11 protein-coding genes are annotated in these 17,532 nt (G+C 69.9%); 2 read left to right on the top strand and 9 right to left on the bottom strand.

What is annotated here, in order from left to right:
- Positions 1-109 precede the first annotated feature (109 nt).
- The 3 genes from H7A69_RS01035 to H7A69_RS01025 are packed head-to-tail and all read right to left on the bottom strand — an operon-like array spanning position 110 to position 4,591.
- Positions 110-1,333, bottom strand: coding sequence for a type II secretion system F family protein (locus tag H7A69_RS01035; RefSeq protein ID WP_182045377.1), 1,224 nt, complete (start codon positions 1,331-1,333; stop codon positions 110-112).
- Positions 1,333-2,907 carry a type IV pilus twitching motility protein PilT gene (locus H7A69_RS01030; RefSeq protein WP_182045376.1) on the bottom strand — a complete coding sequence of 525 codons (1,575 nt, stop codon included), beginning with the start codon at positions 2,905-2,907 and terminating at the stop codon, positions 1,333-1,335. The genes H7A69_RS01035 and H7A69_RS01030 overlap by 1 nt, the downstream gene beginning before the upstream one ends.
- 16 nt (positions 2,908-2,923) lie before the next feature.
- Positions 2,924-4,591, bottom strand: coding sequence for a GspE/PulE family protein (locus tag H7A69_RS01025; protein WP_069712791.1), 1,668 nt, complete (start codon positions 4,589-4,591; stop codon positions 2,924-2,926).
- A gap of 320 nt (positions 4,592-4,911) precedes the next feature.
- Here H7A69_RS01025 and H7A69_RS01020 point away from each other — a divergent pair, with 320 nt between their 5' ends.
- Positions 4,912-5,277, top strand: coding sequence for a VOC family protein (locus H7A69_RS01020; protein WP_182045375.1), 366 nt, complete (start codon positions 4,912-4,914; stop codon positions 5,275-5,277).
- Positions 5,278-5,411: 134 nt separating this feature from the next.
- On the opposite strand, the gene H7A69_RS01015 is transcribed toward H7A69_RS01020, so the two are convergent.
- The 6 genes from H7A69_RS01015 to H7A69_RS00990 all read right to left on the bottom strand — a co-directional run bounded on the left by H7A69_RS01015 (position 5,412) and on the right by H7A69_RS00990 (position 16,429).
- The gene (locus H7A69_RS01015; RefSeq protein WP_069712789.1) at positions 5,412-9,293 is read right to left on the bottom strand and encodes a DNA-directed RNA polymerase subunit beta'; all 3,882 of its coding nucleotides are present in this window, start codon (positions 9,291-9,293) and stop codon (positions 5,412-5,414) included.
- A gap of 47 nt (positions 9,294-9,340) precedes the next feature.
- Positions 9,341-12,829: a DNA-directed RNA polymerase subunit beta gene (gene rpoB, locus H7A69_RS01010; RefSeq protein ID WP_069712788.1), complete on the bottom strand. Its 3,489-nt coding sequence runs from the start codon at positions 12,827-12,829 to the stop codon at positions 9,341-9,343.
- 371 nt (positions 12,830-13,200) lie between these two features.
- Positions 13,201-13,764: a hypothetical protein gene (locus tag H7A69_RS01005; RefSeq protein WP_182045374.1), complete on the bottom strand. Its 564-nt coding sequence runs from the start codon at positions 13,762-13,764 to the stop codon at positions 13,201-13,203.
- A gap of 330 nt (positions 13,765-14,094) precedes the next feature.
- Positions 14,095-14,754 (bottom strand): response regulator transcription factor, encoded by a 660-nt coding sequence (locus H7A69_RS01000; RefSeq protein ID WP_182045373.1) that lies wholly within the window; start codon positions 14,752-14,754, stop codon positions 14,095-14,097.
- Positions 14,751-15,932, bottom strand: a complete 1,182-nt coding sequence (locus H7A69_RS00995; RefSeq protein WP_182045372.1) for a sensor histidine kinase — start codon at positions 15,930-15,932, stop codon at positions 14,751-14,753. The genes H7A69_RS01000 and H7A69_RS00995 overlap by 4 nt, the downstream gene beginning before the upstream one ends.
- A complete protein-coding gene (locus tag H7A69_RS00990; RefSeq protein WP_182045371.1) occupies positions 15,929-16,429 on the bottom strand; it encodes a hypothetical protein in 501 nt (166 codons plus the stop codon). The genes H7A69_RS00995 and H7A69_RS00990 overlap by 4 nt, the downstream gene beginning before the upstream one ends.
- A 133-nt stretch (positions 16,430-16,562) precedes the next feature.
- Here H7A69_RS00990 and H7A69_RS00985 point away from each other — a divergent pair, with 133 nt between their 5' ends.
- Complete coding sequence (locus H7A69_RS00985; RefSeq protein ID WP_182045370.1) at positions 16,563-17,405, top strand: spermidine synthase; 843 nt, start codon at positions 16,563-16,565, stop codon at positions 17,403-17,405.
- The last annotated feature ends 127 nt before the right edge of the window (positions 17,406-17,532 follow it).

Raw genomic sequence — 17,532 nt, 5'->3', positions numbered from 1 at the left:
TCCGGTGTCGATGAATGCACCCCGATAGAGGGTCGTCGGCACCGGACGAGCGTGTGCGCGCACACGACGAACGCCCCCGACGGTCGGGGAATCCGAGGTGAACCGGGCGTCAGTGGATGAGCGAGGTGATCTGGAAGATCGGCAGGTAGAGGGCGACGATCATTCCACCGATGACCACACCCAGGAATGCGATGAGGAGTGGTTCGATCAATGACGTCAGCGCTTCTGTCGTCGATTCCACTTCGGCGTCGTAGAACATTGCAATCTTCTCGAGCATGATCTCCATCGAACCGGCGTCTTCGCCGACGGCGATCATCTGCGAGACCATCTGCGGGAAGACCGGTTCCTTGCCGAGCGGCTCCGAGATCGATTCGCCCTTGCGAACGGATTCCGCCACCCGCCCGAGCGCCCGCTCGACCACGAAGTTGTTGGACACCTCGCCGACGATCTTGAGCGCCTGCAGGATGGGCACACCGGCGCCGATCATGTTCGAGAAGTTCCGGGCGAACCGAGCGATGACGATCTTCTTGCTGAGCGGACCGAAGACCGGGAGCTTGAGCCGGATCGGGTCGAGGAACCCGCGGACCCGGTCGGTGTTCTTGTTCGCCCGGTACCAGATCCAGGTGACGGCGATCGCCACGGCGAGGATCGGGCCGACCCACACCATCGCGTGTGACGCGTAGACGAGCATCATCGTCGGGAGCGGGAGCTTGCCGCCCAGCGAGGAGAACATGTCCTGGAAGATCGGGACGATGAATATGAGCATGATGACGACGCTCAGCAGCGACATGATCAGGACGACGGTCGGGTAGGTCATCGCCGACTTGATGGTCGAGCGGAGCTTGTGCTCCTTCTCGAAGTTCGTCGCGATCGAGTCCATCGCCTTGTCGAGGAAGCCACCCGTCTCGCCGGCGCGGATCATGTTGATCATGATCGGGGGGAAGTCGACGGGGTACTTGGCGACGGCGTCCGAGAACGCGACACCCTGCTCGACCTCGTCGCGGACCTTGCCCAGGATGCCCTTGAGCTTCTTGTTCTCGGTCTGGTCCGCCAGGATCGTCAGGGCCCGCAGCAGGGAGAGTCCCGACGAGAGCATCGTCGAGGCCTGCCGAGCCATGATCGACAGGTCCTTGAGCCCGGCGTGCTTCTCGAACCCGGGGATCTTGATCTCGGTCTGCAGACCGGTGCCGGCCTTGACCTCGGCGAGCGAGATCGGCGAGATGCCCATGAGGCGGAGGCGCGCGACCGCGGCTCCCTCGCTCGCTGCGTCGAGCTTGCCCTTGACGAGCTTGCCGCCGCCGTCACGACCGCGGTAGTCGAATGCCAGTGACATCAGTAGCCCCCTGAGAACTTGTCGCCGAAGTCGATGCCGCTCGCGGCGATGGCGGACGCGGACTCCTCGGACGGCGACTCGACACGCTGGACCAGCCGGTCGAAGCCCTCCTCGTCGTGCACCTTCTCGAGCGCGGCCTTGCGGGTGATCGTGCCGACGTTGACCAGTTCGGCGAGGTCCTGGTCCATCGTGTGCATGCCCGTGTCGCGCCCGGCCTGCATGGCCGAGGTGATCTGGTACGTCTTGCCCTCGCGGATGAGGTTACCGATCGCCGGCGTGGTCTTCATGATCTCGGTCGAGACGACGCGGCCGACCCCGGTCGCCTTCGGCACGAGCGTCTGGCACACGACGCCCTCGAGCGTCGCGGCGAGCTGCGTGCGGATCTGCCCCTGCTGGTGCGGCGGGAACACGTCGATCACGCGGTCGATCGTGCCGGGCGCGCTCTGCGTGTGCAGGGTCGCGAAGACGAGGTGGCCGGTCTCGGCGGCGGTGAGCGCGACGGAGATGGTCTCGAGGTCGCGGAGCTCGCCGATGAGGATGACGTCGGGGTCCTGGCGGAGGACGTGCTTGAGCGCCCGCGCGAACGAGTGCGTGTCCGCACCGACCTCGCGCTGGTTGATGATCGCCTTCTTGTGCTCGTGCATGAACTCGATCGGGTCCTCGACCGTCACGATGTGGTCGGCACGGGTCTCGTTGACGAGGTCGATGAGCGCCGCCAGCGTGGTCGACTTGCCGGAACCGGTCGGACCGGTCACGAGCACGAGACCACGGGGCAGCTTCGCGAAGTCGCCGACCTGCTCGGGGATGCCGAGCTGCTTCAGCGTCTTGATCTTCGTCGGGATGATGCGGAAGGCGGCACCCCAGTTCCCGCGCTGCTGGTAGTAGTTCACGCGGAAGCGGTACTCGGGCGACAGCGAGTACGCGAAGTCGAGCTCCTGCTCGTGGTCGAACTGGCCGGCCTGCTCGGCGCTCAGCAGCGTCTTGAGTGCCGCGACGACCTTGTTCCGCGCCCACGGGCCTCCCGGCACGGCCGGTCGGAGCGAGCCGTCGACGCGCACGGTGGGCGCGGCGTCGGCGGTGACGTGGAGGTCGGACGCACCCTGGTAGACCACCTGGGCGAGCGCGGTGACCAGGTCGGCGTCCGCGACCTCGCGTGCGTGCCGGGTGAAGGCGATCTCGGCCTGCCCCTCGGGGGCACGGCCGCGCAGCGTGGCAGTGCTCGCGACCGGAGCACCGAGTGCCTCGGTCTCCGCCTGCGCGTAGCCGTACGAGGCCGTGGACGGCGGGACGGCGGCGGGGGGCGTCGCGGGGACGGAGTGCGGCTGCGCGACGGGCACGGCGACGGCCTGGCCGGTCGGAGCCGGCCAGGAGGCGGCGTCGCTCTGCAGGTCGTAGACCGGGCCGGCCGCGGCCGGGGCGGCCTGGTTGCCGTGCGCGGCGGGTGCCACCGGAGCCGAGCCGGCGGCGAGCCGGGCGGCACGGCGGCCGCCGATCTCGCCGGCGGGCTGCGCGGGGTGCCAACCCGCGACGGGCTCGCCCTCGGGCACGGAGATGTCGTAGACAGAATCGGTCATCGTCCCACTCCCACGCCTACGCGACCACGCGCAGGATCTCGTCGATGCTCGTCATCGCGAGCTTCGCCTTCTCGAAACCGTCCTGCCGGAGCGTGAGCATGCCCTGCTCCTGCGCCACCCGGCTGATCTCGGCGCTGGACGCCCGCGCCACCGCGAGCCGCTCGATCTCCTCGGTCACGGTCATCACCTCGTGCAGGGCGATGCGGCCGCGGTACCCGGTGTTCGAGCAGACGGCGCAACCGACCGGCCCGAAGAGCGCCGGCGCCTGGTCGCCCGGCGCGATGAAGCCCATCGCGACGAGCTGCTCGGCGCTGTACACCGAGGGCGCCTTGCAGCGGTCGCAGAGGCGGCGTGCGAGACGCTGCGCGACCACCGAGTCGAGCGCGGACCCGACGAGGAACGGCTCGATGTCCATCTCGGTCAGTCGTGTCACGGCCGAGGGGGCGTCGTTCGTGTGCAGGGTCGAGAGCACGAGGTGGCCGGTCAGCGAGGCCTCGATCGCGATCTGCGCGGTCTCGTGGTCACGGATCTCACCGAGGAGCACGACGTCCGGGTCGGAGCGCAGGATCGAGCGCAGCGCGGACGCGAACGTCAGGCCCGCCTTCGGGTTGACCTGCACCTGGTTGATGCCGCCCATCCGGTACTCGACCGGGTCCTCGACGGTGATGACGTTGATCTCGGGCTTCGCGACGGCGTTCAGCGTCGTGTACAGGGTCGTCGACTTGCCCGAACCGGTGGGGCCGGTCACGAGGATCATGCCGTACGGCTTGGAGTACGAACGTCGGTAGGCCTCGGCGTTCTGCTCGAGCAGGTTGAGGTCCTTGAGCGTCAGCGAGGTGTTCGTGTTGTCGAGGATCCGCATGACGACCTTCTCGCCCCACACGGTCGGCAGAGTCGCCACGCGGAGGTCGATCTGCCGGCCGCCGTGCCGCACCGACATGCGGCCGTCCTGCGGCTTGCGTCGCTCGGCGATGTCGATGTCGCTCATGATCTTCAGGCGGCTGATGACGCCGTTCTGGATGTTCTTCGGTGCCGGGGCCATCTCGTGCAGCACGCCGTCGATGCGGTAGCGGACGCGCACCTCGTGCTCGCCGGGCTCGATGTGGATGTCGGACGCGTGGTCCTGGATCGCCTGCGAGACGAGCAGGTTCACGAACCGGACGATCGGGACGTCGTCGAGCGAGCCGTCGGTCAGGTCGGCCTGCTGCTGTGCCTGCGCGCCCGCTTCCTCACCCATCGACGAGGTCAGGTCGCTGAGCTCGTCGTCGGCGCGCAGGTAGCGGTCGAGCGCGGCCTGCAGGTCACGCTCCTCGACCTGCAGCGGCTTGACGGTCCGGCCGGAGGCGGCGCGGGCGTCGTCGATGGCGAGGACGTTGGTGGGGTTCACCATGGCCAGGACGAGCGTCTCGCCCTCGAACCCGATGCCGAGCACCCCGTGCCGACGGCACAGTGCCGCGGGCAGCATCGACACCGCGGTGCCGTCGACCGGGTAGTCGGTCAGCGGGACGGTCCGGGAGTTGTGCGACGCGGCGCGGGCGGTGACGAACTGCGCCTCGCTCACGACCCCTTGGTCGACGAGGGTGCGGATCGCGCGCTCGTCGATCTCCTCGTCCCCGGTCATGGCGTCGAGGTGCTCGATCGGGAGCGCGCCGTTGAGGATGAGGATCTCGGACAGCGTGGCCATGTGCCCCGCACCTCCTTGGACTCGCTGGTGCGAGGGTCTTCGGGTAGTGCGCCGCCAGGGACGCGACGCCCGATCACGGTACTTGCGCGACAGTCGTCGAATGCAGTCCCACAACGAGGGGGCGGGGCCGCGAGGGGTGGCCCCAGTGCGGGGGTACCGGTGGGTATCGGGCTGCACGGAGGTGGTCGTCATGTCGGGATCATCGCGCTCTGCACGCCCCGACGAGCGGCCCGGGGACGGTCCTGTGGAGGCGGGTCCGGAGGGCGATCCTGTGCAGGAAGACCCTCGACGCGCGGGCCACCGGCGGGACATGATGGGGCATGGACATCACGAGCGTGACCGTGGGGTTGCCCGTCTCCGACATCGAGGCGTCCTGCCTCTGGTACGGCGCCGTGTTCCAGCGCTCCGACCCGGACCTCGAGCCGGAGGACGGCGTCGTCGAGTACGAGATCGGCGGCATCTGGCTGCAGCTGTTCCGGGCGACGGACGCCGAGCAGCGTCCCGCGACCGTCCGCTTCGGCGTCGACGACGTCCGCGCGCAGCACGCCCGCATCGGTTCGCTCGGCATCGACGTCGGCCCGGTGGAGTGCGTCGACGGCGCGGTCGACTGGTTCGACGTCCGCGACCCCGACGGCAACGTGCTCAGCCTGTACTCGCTGGTCGACGAGAAGGGCCGCACCGCCTGACGGCGGGACCACCTGACGGCCGGGAGGCACGGGGCGGGCCCGCACCGCGCCTCCCGGCCGCCACCGGTACCGTCCGGCAACGAGGAAGGCCCCCGCATCCGAGGATGCGGGGGCCTTCTGGGTTCAACTCACACTCAGTTGTAGGTCCCGGGCGTGAAGTCGTCCGACGAGAAGCTGTCGAAGTCGACGAAGCTCAGGTCGGCGTCCGAGAACGAGGAGTCGTCGGCGAAGATGCGGTTGGGGTACCGCTCCGCCTTGGCTTCCTCGGTCGCGGCGACGTCCACGTCACGGTACCGGCTGAGGCCCGTCCCGGCGGGGATGAGCTTACCGATGATGACGTTCTCCTTGAGGCCGACGAGGTGGTCCTGCTTGCCCTCCATGGCCGCCTGCGTGAGGACGCGGGTGGTCTCCTGGAAGGACGCGGCGGACAGCCACGACTCGGTCGCGAGGGACGCCTTCGTGATGCCCATGACCTCCTGGCGAGCCGAGGCGGTCTTGCGACCCTCCTGCAGCGCCGCACGGTTCAGCGCGTTGTAGCGCGACCGGTCGACGAGCTCACCCGGCAGCAGGTCGGTGTCGCCGTGGTCGACGACGGTGACCTTGCGGAGCATCTGGCGGACGATGACCTCGATGTGCTTGTCGTGGATCGGCACGCCCTGCGAGCCGTACACGTCCTGCACACCGTTGACGAGGTGCTTCTGGACCTCACGCACACCCTTGACCCGGAGGACCTCCTTCGGGTCCACCGTGCCGGCGATGAACTGCTCGCCGAGCTCGACGTGCTGGCCGTCCTCGATGAGGAGGGTCGCACGCTTGAGCACCGGGTAGATGAACGGCTCGTCGCCGTTGTCCGGCGTGAGGATGATCCGACGACCCTTGTCCGTGTCCTCGATCGTGACGCGGCCGGGGGCCTCGGCGATCGGGGACGCGCCCTTCGGGGTGCGGGCCTCGAAGAGCTCCGTCACGCGGGGCAGACCCTGCGTGATGTCGTCGGCCGAGGCCGAACCACCCGTGTGGAAGGTGCGCATCGTCAGCTGGGTACCGGGCTCACCGATGGACTGGGCGGCGATGATGCCGACCGCCTCGCCGATGTCGACGAGGTTGCCCGTGGCGAGCGAACGGCCGTAGCACTTCGCGCAGACACCGACGGCCGACTCGCAGGTCAGGACCGAGCGCACCTTGATGCTCTCGACACCGGCGGCGAGCAGCGTGTCCAGCAGGACGTCACCGACGTCCTCGCCGGCCTCGGCGACCTGGGTGCCCGAGGCGTCGGACGCCGGGGTGGCCAGGGTGCGCGAGTACACGGTGTTCTCGACGCGCGGGTCGCGGACGAGGGCGCCGTCGGCACCCACGGTCGCGATCGGCAGCTCGAGGCCACGGGTCGTGCCGCAGTCGTCCTCACGGATGATGACGTCCTGCGAGACGTCGACGAGACGACGCGTCAGGTAACCCGAGTCGGCCGTACGGAGAGCCGTGTCGGCCAGACCCTTGCGGGCACCGTGCGTGGCGATGAAGTACTCCGCCACGGTCAGGCCCTCGCGGTACGAGTTGATGATCGGGCGGGCGATGATCTCGCCCTTCGGGTTGTTCACCAGACCACGCATACCGGCGATGTTGCGCACCTGCAGCCAGTTACCACGAGCACCCGACGACACCATGCGGTTGATGGTGTTGTCGACGGGGAAGTTGTCGCGCATCTCCTGCGCGATCTCGTTCGTGGCCTCGGTCCAGATCTTGATCAGGTCGGCGCGGCGCTCCGCGTCGGTGATGAGACCCTTGTCGAACTCGCCCTGGACCTTGGCGGCCTGGACCTCGTAGCCCGCGATGATCTCCTTCTTGCGAGGAGGCGTCACGACGTCCGAGAGCGCCACGGTCACACCGGAGCGCGTGCCCCAGTAGAAGCCCGCGTCCTTGATCCGGTCCAGCGCGGCGGCCGTCTCGGTCTTGGAGTAGCGCTCGGCGAGGTCGTTGACGATCGCGGAGAGGGTGCCCTTGTCGGTGACGCGCTGGACGAACGGGTAGTCCGCCGGCAGCGTCTCGTTGAAGAGCGCGCGGCCCAGGGTGGTCTCGAGGAGGATCGGCTGACCGACCTCGTAGCCCTCCGGTGCCTCGCCCTCGGCGAAGTGGACACCCGACATGCGGATCTTCACCATCGCGTTGAGGTGCAGCGTGTTCTGGTCCTTCGCGAGGATCGCCTCGGCGACGGAGGAGAACGCACGGCCCTCGCCCGTCGCACCCTCGCGCACCGTCGTGAGGTGGTGCAGACCGATGATCATGTCCTGCGCGGGCAGGGTCACCGGACGGCCGTCGGACGGCTTGAGGATGTTGTTCGAGGCGAGCATCAGGATGCGGGCCTCGGCCTGGGCCTCGACCGACAGCGGCAGGTGCACGGCCATCTGGTCACCGTCGAAGTCCGCGTTGAACGCAGCACACACGAGCGGGTGGAGCTGGATGGCCTTGCCCTCGACGAGCTGCGGCTCGAACGCCTGGATGCCCAGACGGTGCAGCGTCGGCGCACGGTTCAGCAGCACGGGGCGCTCGCGGATGATCTCCTCGAGCACGTCCCACACCTGCGGACGCGAACGCTCGACCATGCGCTTGGCCGACTTGATGTTCTGCGCGTGCGACAGGTCGATGAGGCGCTTGATGACGAACGGCTTGAACAGCTCGAGCGCCATCTGCTTCGGCAGACCGCACTGGTGGAGCTTGAGCTGCGGGCCGACGATGATGACCGAACGGCCCGAGTAGTCGACGCGCTTGCCGAGCAGGTTCTGGCGGAAACGACCCTGCTTGCCCTTGAGCATGTCGCTCAGGGACTTCAGGGCGCGGTTGCCGGTACCCGTGACCGGACGACCACGACGACCGTTGTCGAACAGCGCGTCGACCGCTTCCTGCAGCATGCGCTTCTCGTTGTTCACGATGATCTCGGGGGCACCGAGGTCGAGCAGGCGGCGGAGACGGTTGTTGCGGTTGATCACACGACGGTAGAGGTCGTTGAGGTCCGACGTGGCGAAGCGGCCACCGTCGAGCTGCACCATCGGGCGGAGCTCCGGCGGGATGACCGGCACGACGTCGAGCACCATCGCGGCCGGCGAGTTGCCGGTGGCGAGGAAGGAGCTGACGACGCGCAGGCGCTTGATCGCGCGGATCTTCTTCTGGCCCTTGCCCTCGGCGATCTGCAGACGCAGCGCCTCGGCCTCGGCGGCCAGGTCGAAGGCTTCGAGCCGCAGCTTGATCGCCTCGGCGCCCATGTAGGCGTCGAAGTAGATCCCGAAGCGGTCCTGGAGCTCGTGGAACACGGCGTCCTCGGGCTTGAGGTCGCCGACCTTGAGGTTGCGGAAGTCCTCCCACACGCGCTCGAGGCGGGTGATGTCCTCGTCGAAGGACTTGCGGACCTGGGACATCTCCTTCTCGGCGGTGTCCTTGGTCCGGCGCTTCACGTCGGCCTTGGCGCCCTCCTCCTCGAGCGCTGCGAGGTCGTCCTCGAGCTTCTTGAGGCGGTCGGCGATGATCGAGTCGCGCTGACCCTCGAGGTTCTTGATCTCGAGGCGCATCTCGTTCTCGAGACCGGGCATGTCGGCGTGACGGCCCTCTTCATCGATGTCGATGATCATGTACGCCGCGAAGTAGATGACCTTCTCGAGGTCCTTCGGCGCCATGTCGAGGAGGTAGCCGAGGCGCGACGGGACGCCCTTGAAGTACCAGATGTGCGTGACGGGCGCGGCGAGCTCGATGTGGCCCATGCGCTCACGGCGGACCGAGGACTTGGTGACCTCGACGCCGCAGCGCTCGCAGACGATGCCCTTGAAGCGGACCCGCTTGTACTTGCCGCAGGCGCACTCCCAGTCGCGGGACGGACCGAAGATCTGCTCACCGAACAGACCGTCCTTCTCGGGCTTCAGGGTGCGGTAGTTGATGGTCTCCGGCTTCTTGACCTCGCCGTACGACCACTGACGGATGTCCTCGGCGGTCGCGAGGCCGATCCGGATGGCGTCAAATGACGTTGCTTCGAGCAATGTTCTTCTCTCTTGCTGAGTTCGAAACGTGTTCGGTACGGGCCGGCTCAGATGTCGTCGACGGACGACGACTCGAACCGCGAGGAGATGTTGATGCCGAGCTCTTCAGCGGCACGGAAGACCTCGTCGTCCGTGTCGCGGAGGCTGACCGCCTGGCCGTCCGCCGAGAGGACCTCGACGTTCAGGCAGAGCGACTGCATCTCCTTCATGAGGACCTTGAACGACTCGGGGATGCCGGGTTCCTGGATGTTCTCGCCCTTGACGATCGCCTCGTAGACCTTCACGCGGCCGAGGATGTCGTCGGACTTGATCGTCAGGAGCTCCTGGAGGGCGTAGGCGGCGCCGTACGCCTCGAGCGCCCACACCTCCATCTCACCGAATCGCTGGCCACCGAACTGCGCCTTACCACCCAGCGGCTGCTGCGTGATCATCGAGTACGGACCGGTCGAACGGGCGTGGATCTTGTCGTCGACCAGGTGGTGCAGCTTGAGGATGTACATGTAGCCGACCGAGACGGGCTCCGGGAACGGCTCGCCGGAGCGGCCGTCGAAGAGCTGCGCCTTGCCGGAGGAGCCGATCAGGCGCTCCCCGTCGCGGTTCGGGAGGGTGCTGTCGAGGAGGCCCTCGATCTCACGCTCGTACGCACCGTCGAACACCGGGGTGGCGACCTTCGTGCCGGGCTCGGCGCTGTGCGCCGCTTCCGGCAGGGCCGATGCCCACTCCTGGATGCCCTCGACGTTCCAGCCCTGCTTCGCGAGCCACCCGAGGTGGATCTCGAGGACCTGGCCGAAGTTCATGCGGCCGGGGACGCCGAGCGGGTTGAGCACGATGTCGACCGGGGTGCCGTCCGCGAGGAACGGCATGTCCTCGACCGGCAGGATCGTCGAGATGACGCCCTTGTTGCCGTGACGACCGGCGAGCTTGTCACCCGCGGTGATCTTGCGCTTCTGGGCGATGTAGACGACCACGCGCTGGTTGACGCCCGAGCCGAGCTCGTCGTCGCCGTCCTGCGCGTCGAAGACCTTGACGCCGATGATCGTGCCCTCTTCACCGTGGGGCACCTTCAGCGAGGTGTCGCGCACCTCGCGCGACTTCTCGTTGAAGATCGCGCGGAGCAGGCGCTCCTCGGCGGAGAGCTCGGTCTCGCCCTTCGGCGTGACCTTGCCGACCAGGATGTCGCCGGGGCGGACCTCGGCACCGATGCGGATGATGCCGCGCTCGTCGAGGTCGGCCAGGAGGTCCGGGCTGACGTTCGGGAGGTCGCGGGTGATCTCCTCCTTGCCGAGCTTCGTGTCGCGGGCGTCGACCTCGTACTCCTCGATGTGGATCGAGGAGAGCGTGTCGTCCTTCACGAGGTTCTGCGACAGGATCATCGCGTCCTCGTAGTTGTAGCCCTCCCACGGCATGAACGCGACGAGGAGGTTCTTGCCGAGCGCGAGCTCGCCGTTCTCCGTCGCGGGACCGTCGGCGATGACCTCGCCCTGCTCCACGCGCTCGCCTGCGGAGACGATGACGCGGTGGTTGTAGCTCGTGCCCTGGTTCGAGCGGTCGAACTTGCGCAGGTAGTAGGTCTGCGTGCCGCCCTCGTCGAGCTGCAGGGTCACGGCGTCGGCCGAGACCTCGGAGACGACACCGGCCTTGTCGGCGGTGACGACGTCACCGGCGTCGATGGCGGTGTAGCCCTCCATGCCGGTGCCGACGAGCGGCGACTCGGAGCGGAGGAGCGGCACGGCCTGGCGCTGCATGTTCGCACCCATGAGGGCGCGGTTCGCGTCGTCGTGCTCGAGGAACGGGATGAGCGAGGTCGCGACCGACACCATCTGGCGCGGCGAGACGTCCATGTAGTCGACCTCGTCCTTGCCGACGAGCTCGACCTCGCCGCCCTTCTTCCGGACGAGCACCTTGTCGTCCTGGAAGTGGAAGGAGTCGGTGAGCGGCGCGTTGGCCTGGGCGACGACGAAGTCGTCCTCCTCCGACGCGGTCAGGTAGTCGATCTGCGTCGTGACCTGGCCGTCGACGACGCGACGGTACGGGGTCTCGATGAAGCCGAAGGAGTTGATCCGACCGAACGACGCGAGCGAGCCGATCAGGCCGATGTTCGGGCCTTCCGGGGTCTCGATCGGGCACATGCGGCCGTAGTGCGACGGGTGGACGTCGCGGACCTCGACGCCGGCACGCTCACGGGACAGACCACCCGGGCCGAGGGCCGACAGGCGACGCTTGTGCGTCAGACCCGCGAGCGGGTTGTTCTGGTCCATGAACTGCGACAGCTGGGACGTCCCGAAGAACTCCTTGATCGCGGCGACGACCGGACGCACGTTGATGAGCGTCTGCGGCGTGATCGCCTCGATGTCCTGCGTGGTCATGCGCTCGCGGACGACGCGCTCCATGCGGGACAGACCCGTGCGGACCTGGTTCTGGATGAGCTCGCCGACGGCGCGGATGCGACGGTTGCCGAAGTGGTCGATGTCGTCCACGTCGAGGCGGAGCTGGACGGGCTCGCCGTCGCGGACGCCGTCGAGGTTCGTCTTCTCGGCGTGCAGCGAGACGAGGTACTTGATCGTGCGGACGATGTCCTGCACGGAGAGCACCGAGTCCGACAGCGGCGCGTCGATGCCGAGCTTGCGGTCGAGCTTGTAGCGACCGACCTTCGCCAGGTCGTAGCGCTTCGGGTTGAAGTAGAAGTTGTCGAGGAGCGCACGCGCGGCCTCGGCGGCGACCTGCTCGCCCGGACGCAGCTTGCGGTAGATGTCCTTGAGCGCCTCTTCCTTCGTGAGGACGGCGTCCTTCTCGAGCGTCGACTCGATCGAGGCGAAGCCCTGGAACTCCTCCATGATCTCCTCGCTCGTCAGGCCGAGGGCCTTGAGGAAGACGGTCACGGACTGCTTGCGCTTGCGGTCGATGCGCACGCCCACCTGGTCGCGCTTGTCGATCTCGAACTCGAGCCAGGCACCGCGCGAGGGGATGATGCGCGCGGAGTAGATGTCCTTGTCGGACGTCTTCTCCTGCTGGCGCTCGAAGTACACGCCCGGCGAGCGGACGAGCTGCGAGACGACGACGCGCTCGGTGCCGTTGATGATGAACGTGCCGCGCTCGGTCATGAGCGGGAAGTCACCCATGAAGACGGTCTGCGTCTTGATCTCACCGGTCATGTGGTTCATGAACTCGGCGTTGACGTAGAGCGGCGCGGCGTAGGTCTTGCCACGCTCCTTGCACTCGTCGATGGAGTACTTCGGGTCCTCGAGCTCCGGGGACGTGAACGAGAGCTGCATGGTCTCGCCGAGGTCCTCGATCGGGGAGATCTCCTCGAAGATCTCCTCGAGGCCGGAGTGCAGCGCGAGGTCGGTGCGACCCTGCTCCTGTCCTTCGGCGAGGCGGGCCTTCCAGACGTCGTTGCCGACGAGCCAGTCGAAGCTCTCCGTCTGGAGGGCGAGCAGATCAGGAACCGTGAGGGTGTCCGTGATCTTGGCGAACGAGAGTCGCGAGTGGTTGCGACCGTTCTTGGGGTTGGTGGATGCGTTGGGCGCAGCAGCCAAGGGTGTGACCTCCGGTAGGCCCCGTCGGGCCGGTACTGACGAGCAGCACGTAGGTGAGTGGATTGATCGCTCGGCGCGACCCCGGGACCGACGCACGTTGTACCCCGCGACCTGCACGCCAGGGGGCGTGCCTGCCGGTGGGCTGTGCGAAGATCAGTGAGCGGGTCCCGCCGCCATATACGGGACCGGCTGACCAGGGCGCGTGTTCGACCGCAATATGACGACACACGAATGCCAGGGAGCGCGAACTGCAAGCATAGGTCGCCCTGCGTGCGCTGTCCAGTCCTGGCTTGACCGGATTCGCCAGAGGCGTGTATAAGCACACCGACCACCCTGCGGAGGGCGACACGGGGTGCCGCGGTTGCCGATGCTCAGGCGGCCAGGGCGAGCACCAGCCGCTCCGGGTGCTCGGCCCGCACGAAGGTCACGCGCCCGCGGTCGTCCGTGATGCGCACGCCGCGACCGGGCGTCAGGATGAGCGCCCGGACCCCGCGGTGCAGCCGGAGCCCGATACCGCCGTAGGTCCGCGCGTCGGCCTCGACGACGGTCACCTCGGCGATGCGACGGCGGGCGATGCGGCGCGCGGGCAGCGGCCGGAAGCCCAGGACGACGTCGGTCTCGGTCACCGCGATCCGCGACCGGGCGAGCAGCAGCAGCGCCCCGGCGACGAGCGCGACGACGCCCGGCACCAGCAGGGCGACCTCGGGCGCGTCCCCCGGCCAGCCGAGGACGGCCGCCGTGAGCACGAAGCCTGCGAGCAGGAGGGTCGCGCCGAGCAGCCGCATCCACGCGGGCGCCGTCTCGCCGTCGCTGGTCGGCGCGGGATGCCGGGGACGGGACGCGTCGACGGGCAGCGGCCGGGAGGCGCGGGTCGCCCGGTCGGGTCGGGTCGGGTCGACGAGGGGGTGCGTGGGCACGCTGACGGTGTCGGTCACGGGGACTCCAGGGGTGGATCCGGTCCGCGTGCCGCGCAGGGTGGGGTCCGGGCGCACGCGTGGGGGCGGTGCGCCGTCGCACGGGGCGGCGCACCGGGACGCGCGCCGTCGGCGGGGCGGGACCGTGCCGTGCGGCACCCGTGTGGGGAGGGTGCCGATCGGCGGCCGGTCGGGGCCGCGCCGTGGTCACGACGACGGGTGCGGAACTCCTGCGTCCGGCGCTGCCGGGCGGAGTACTCGACACCTGTCGGGTGACGACCGGGTGAACGGTACGTGACGATCCTCGACGCCGGCTGGGTGGTGTCGCCGGGTGGTGCCACCGGGTGGTGGTCAGCGGAGGACGAGGGCCACGGCCTCGGCACGGGTCCGCACACCGAGCTTCGCGAAGACCTGGTTGACGTACGACTTCACGGTCGGCACCGTCAGGAACAGCTCCGCGGCGATCTCCGGGTTCGTCCGGCCGTCGGCGATGCGCTCGAGGACGTCGGCCTCGCGCGGGGTGAGCGCGGGGAACCGGTCGCGTAGTCCGGTCCGGCGGCCCTCGTCCGACGGTGTCGCCGCGTGCCCTCCCCCGGCCAGCCGCGCGACGAGCCGGGCCCCGACGCCGGCGTCGAAGGTCGCCTGGCCCGTGGCGACCGCACGGACGGCCGTGGCGAGCTCGGCCCGGCCGGCGTCCTTGGTCAGGTACCCGCGGGCGCCCGCCCGGAGCGCCCCGACGATCGACTCGTCGTCGGCGTAGGTGGTGAGCACGAGCACCGCGACCCCGGGGTGCGCGGCCGTGATCGCCGCCGTCGCGGTCGGACCGTCCGTGCCCGGCATGCGCAGGTCCATGAGCACGACGTCCGGCGGGTCGGCCGCGACCATCGCGACCGCCTCGGCGCCGTCGGTCGCCTCGCCGACGACCTCGAGGTCGGGCACGAGCGAGAGCACCGTCACCAGGCCGTCCCGGACGATGGCCTGGTCGTCCACCACGAGCACGCGGATCGTCACCCGGTCACCGCCGGGACCCGCATCGCGACGACGAACGAGCCGTCGACCGGCCCGGCCTCGACCGATGAACCGTCGCCGAGCTCCGCGAACCGTTCCCGCATCCCGGCGAGACCGTGCCCGTCGGCGGCGGCACCGTCCGTCTCGTCGGGAGCCGCGCCGGAGCCGTCGAGGGCGTTCGACACCGTCACCCGCACGGCGGGACCGTCCCGGTCGACGGACAGCACCACGGGACGGCCGGGGGCGTGCCGGCGGGCGTTGCTCAGTGCCTCCCGGGCGGCCGCGACCACGACGTGCCGGTGGGCCGCGTCGACGGCGGTGAGCGCCGTGTCCCCACACGTCGTGACGGTCCCGCCGAACGAGCGGTGGGCGGCGACCAGGCCGGCGAGGTCCGTCGACTGCGCGGGTGCCGCGGGGACGGTGTCCTCGCGCAGGGCGTGCACGGCCCGCCGTGCCTCGGCGAGACCGCTGGCGGCGAGGGCCCGCGCGTCGCCCGCGCGCCGGGTGGCCTCGTCGACGCGGCCGGCCTCGAGCAGGGCCTCCACGGCGTCGAGCTGGAGCACGAGGCCGCCGAGGGAGTGGGCGAGAACGTCGTGGACCTCGCGGGCGGTGCGCGACCGGTCCGCCAGGAGCTCGGCGCGCTGCCGCTCGACCTCGGCACGGCGCGTGCGCTCCTCGACGATCCGGGCCTGCCGTCGGCTGAACCCGACCACGGCGGCGAGGAGCAGCCCGGCGCCGGCGCCGAGCACGGTGCCGACGGGTGCGTCCGTGACGGCGGCGGTGGCCGCGACCACCACGAGCGACACGGTGGCGGCGACCGGTCCGTCCCACACCGGGCGGGACCGACTCGCACCGAGGGCCACGACGGCCACGATCGGCACGGCGACCACCACCGCGCCCGACGGCACGACGACGGCCGACCCGGCGAGGACCATGCCCCAGGTCGCGACGAGCCGCACGCGCTCGGAGCGGGCGGCGACCCGCAGCGCCCACGCGGCGAGCGCCACGGTCTCCAGGACCCACACCCACGCGGGTGCGTCCCCGGCGAGCGCGGTCCGGACGACCCAGTACGTCACGACGGCGATGCCGAGGAGGTTGAGCACGGGGGCGAGCGCGGAGCCGGGGCGGTCCTGCCCGGGCTCGGCGCGCACGGCGCTGGACTCGTGCGGGCCGGTGGTCACCGGACCATCATGCCGCGCGCGGTGTGCGGGATCCGCTGGTCGACGACGAGGGCGCGGGCGGCCCGGTTCAGCGCCAGGACGAGCAGGACCGCCCCCGTCGACGTGAGCAGGTGCGCGCCGAGGTGCCCGCCGACGACGTCGAGCCCGATGCGGACGACGACGACGAGGACCCAGAGCCCGGCTCCGGCCCAGCCCGTGCGCGCCTGCAGCGTCCGGCCGTGGTCGTCCGGCGTCGGGGCGGTGCGGAAGCGGGTCATCGCGCCCATCGCCAGTCCGGCGGCGGCGGAGACCAGGGCCTCGACGCCGAGCAGGAGGACGTCGAGCGTGGTCACCACGGCGACGGACTGCGCGAGCACGACCACCCCGACCACGCCGAGCACGATCGGCGTCCGCCAGACCCGTGCGGGGTCGAGGGAGCGCCAGGTGGCCTGACGGTACGCCAGGAAGCCGACGAGGACGATGCCGACGACGGTGTTCGCGAGCAGCTGGGCGGTCATGGTGTGCCTTCCGGGAGCGGGGTCCGGCGGGGGTCCCCGACCGGTGGAACCAGCCTCGCGAGCGGACCGCGACGGGCACACCACCCACGGGTGGTGGTCCGGGTGGGGATCGACGGTGGTGTTCCATGGGGGCATGGCTGATGCGTTCGACGGGTTCCGGATCGGTGCGGGCTGGGCGTCGGTGGAGCCGGACCGGCACCGACCGGGCTCGTTCACGCTCGTCGTGGACGGGACGCCGCAGTCGCACGTCGACCTCGAGGACCCCACGCACCTGGCCTTCGAGTACATCCGGCGGATCGGGCACGCGATCGACCTGCTGCCGGAGGGGCCGGTCACGGCGCTGCACCTCGGCGCCGGTGCCCTGACGCTGCCCCGCTACGTCGCGGTCACCCGCCCGGGCTCGCGGCAGCAGGTCGTCGAGCTCGAGCGCGACCTCGTCGAGCACGTCCGCGAGGTCCTGCCGTTCCCCCGCGGCGCGTCGATCCGGGTGCGGTACGGCGACGCCCGCGAGGTGCTCGGCAAGCTGCCCGCCGGCCTCCGCGGGACGGTCGACCTGGCGGTCGTCGACGTCTTCGGCGGCTCGCAGATCCCCGCACACGTGACGAGCGTCGAGTTCTACCGGAGCGTCGCCGAGTTCCTCTCCCCCACCGGGATCGTCGCGGTGAACGTCGCCGACGGTGCGGGCCTCGCCTTCGCGCGGGGACAGGCCGCGACGCTCCAGGCCGTGCTGCCCTCGGTCGCCGCCGTCGCCGACACCGGGATGCTCAAGGGGCGGCGCTTCGGCAACATCGTGCTGCTCGGGTCGAAGGCCGACCTGCCGCTGGCGGACATGCCCCGGCGGTACTCGTCCGACCCGATGCCCGCCAAGGTCGTGCACGGCCAGGAGCTGCGGGCGTTCACGGCCGGGGCGCCGATCGTGACGGACCAGACGGCGGTCGCGTCGCCGGAGCCGAACCGCAGCGTGTTCGGCGGCTGACCGCGCGGTCGCGACGCGACCGCCCACCGGACGGGAGGCACGGGGCGGTCGTGCGCCGCGCCTCCCGTCCGACGGCGGTCACCGCACCCGCCCGCCGCACCTGAACGTTCCCGGCGGTCGGCTGCCA

This window comes from Curtobacterium sp. ME26, assembly GCF_903970945.1.
In the GTDB taxonomy this organism is placed as follows: Bacteria; Actinomycetota; Actinomycetes; order Actinomycetales; family Microbacteriaceae; genus Curtobacterium; species Curtobacterium citri.
Note: the sequence above shows the minus strand (reverse complement) of the source record. Positions and strands in the feature narration are given on the sequence as shown.

Coding starts and splice junctions, on each gene's coding strand:
- H7A69_RS00985 (WP_182045370.1), top strand. CDS start 16,563: ATGGCTGATGCGTTCGACGGGTTCCGGATCGGTGCGGGCTGGGCGTCG.
- H7A69_RS01030 (WP_182045376.1), bottom strand. CDS start 2,907: ATGACCGATTCTGTCTACGACATCTCCGTGCCCGAGGGCGAGCCCGTC.
- H7A69_RS01020 (WP_182045375.1), top strand. CDS start 4,912: ATGGACATCACGAGCGTGACCGTGGGGTTGCCCGTCTCCGACATCGAG.
- H7A69_RS01025 (WP_069712791.1), bottom strand. CDS start 4,591: ATGGCCACGCTGTCCGAGATCCTCATCCTCAACGGCGCGCTCCCGATC.
- H7A69_RS01035 (WP_182045377.1), bottom strand. CDS start 1,333: ATGTCACTGGCATTCGACTACCGCGGTCGTGACGGCGGCGGCAAGCTC.
- H7A69_RS00990 (WP_182045371.1), bottom strand. CDS start 16,429: ATGACCGCCCAGCTGCTCGCGAACACCGTCGTCGGCATCGTCCTCGTC.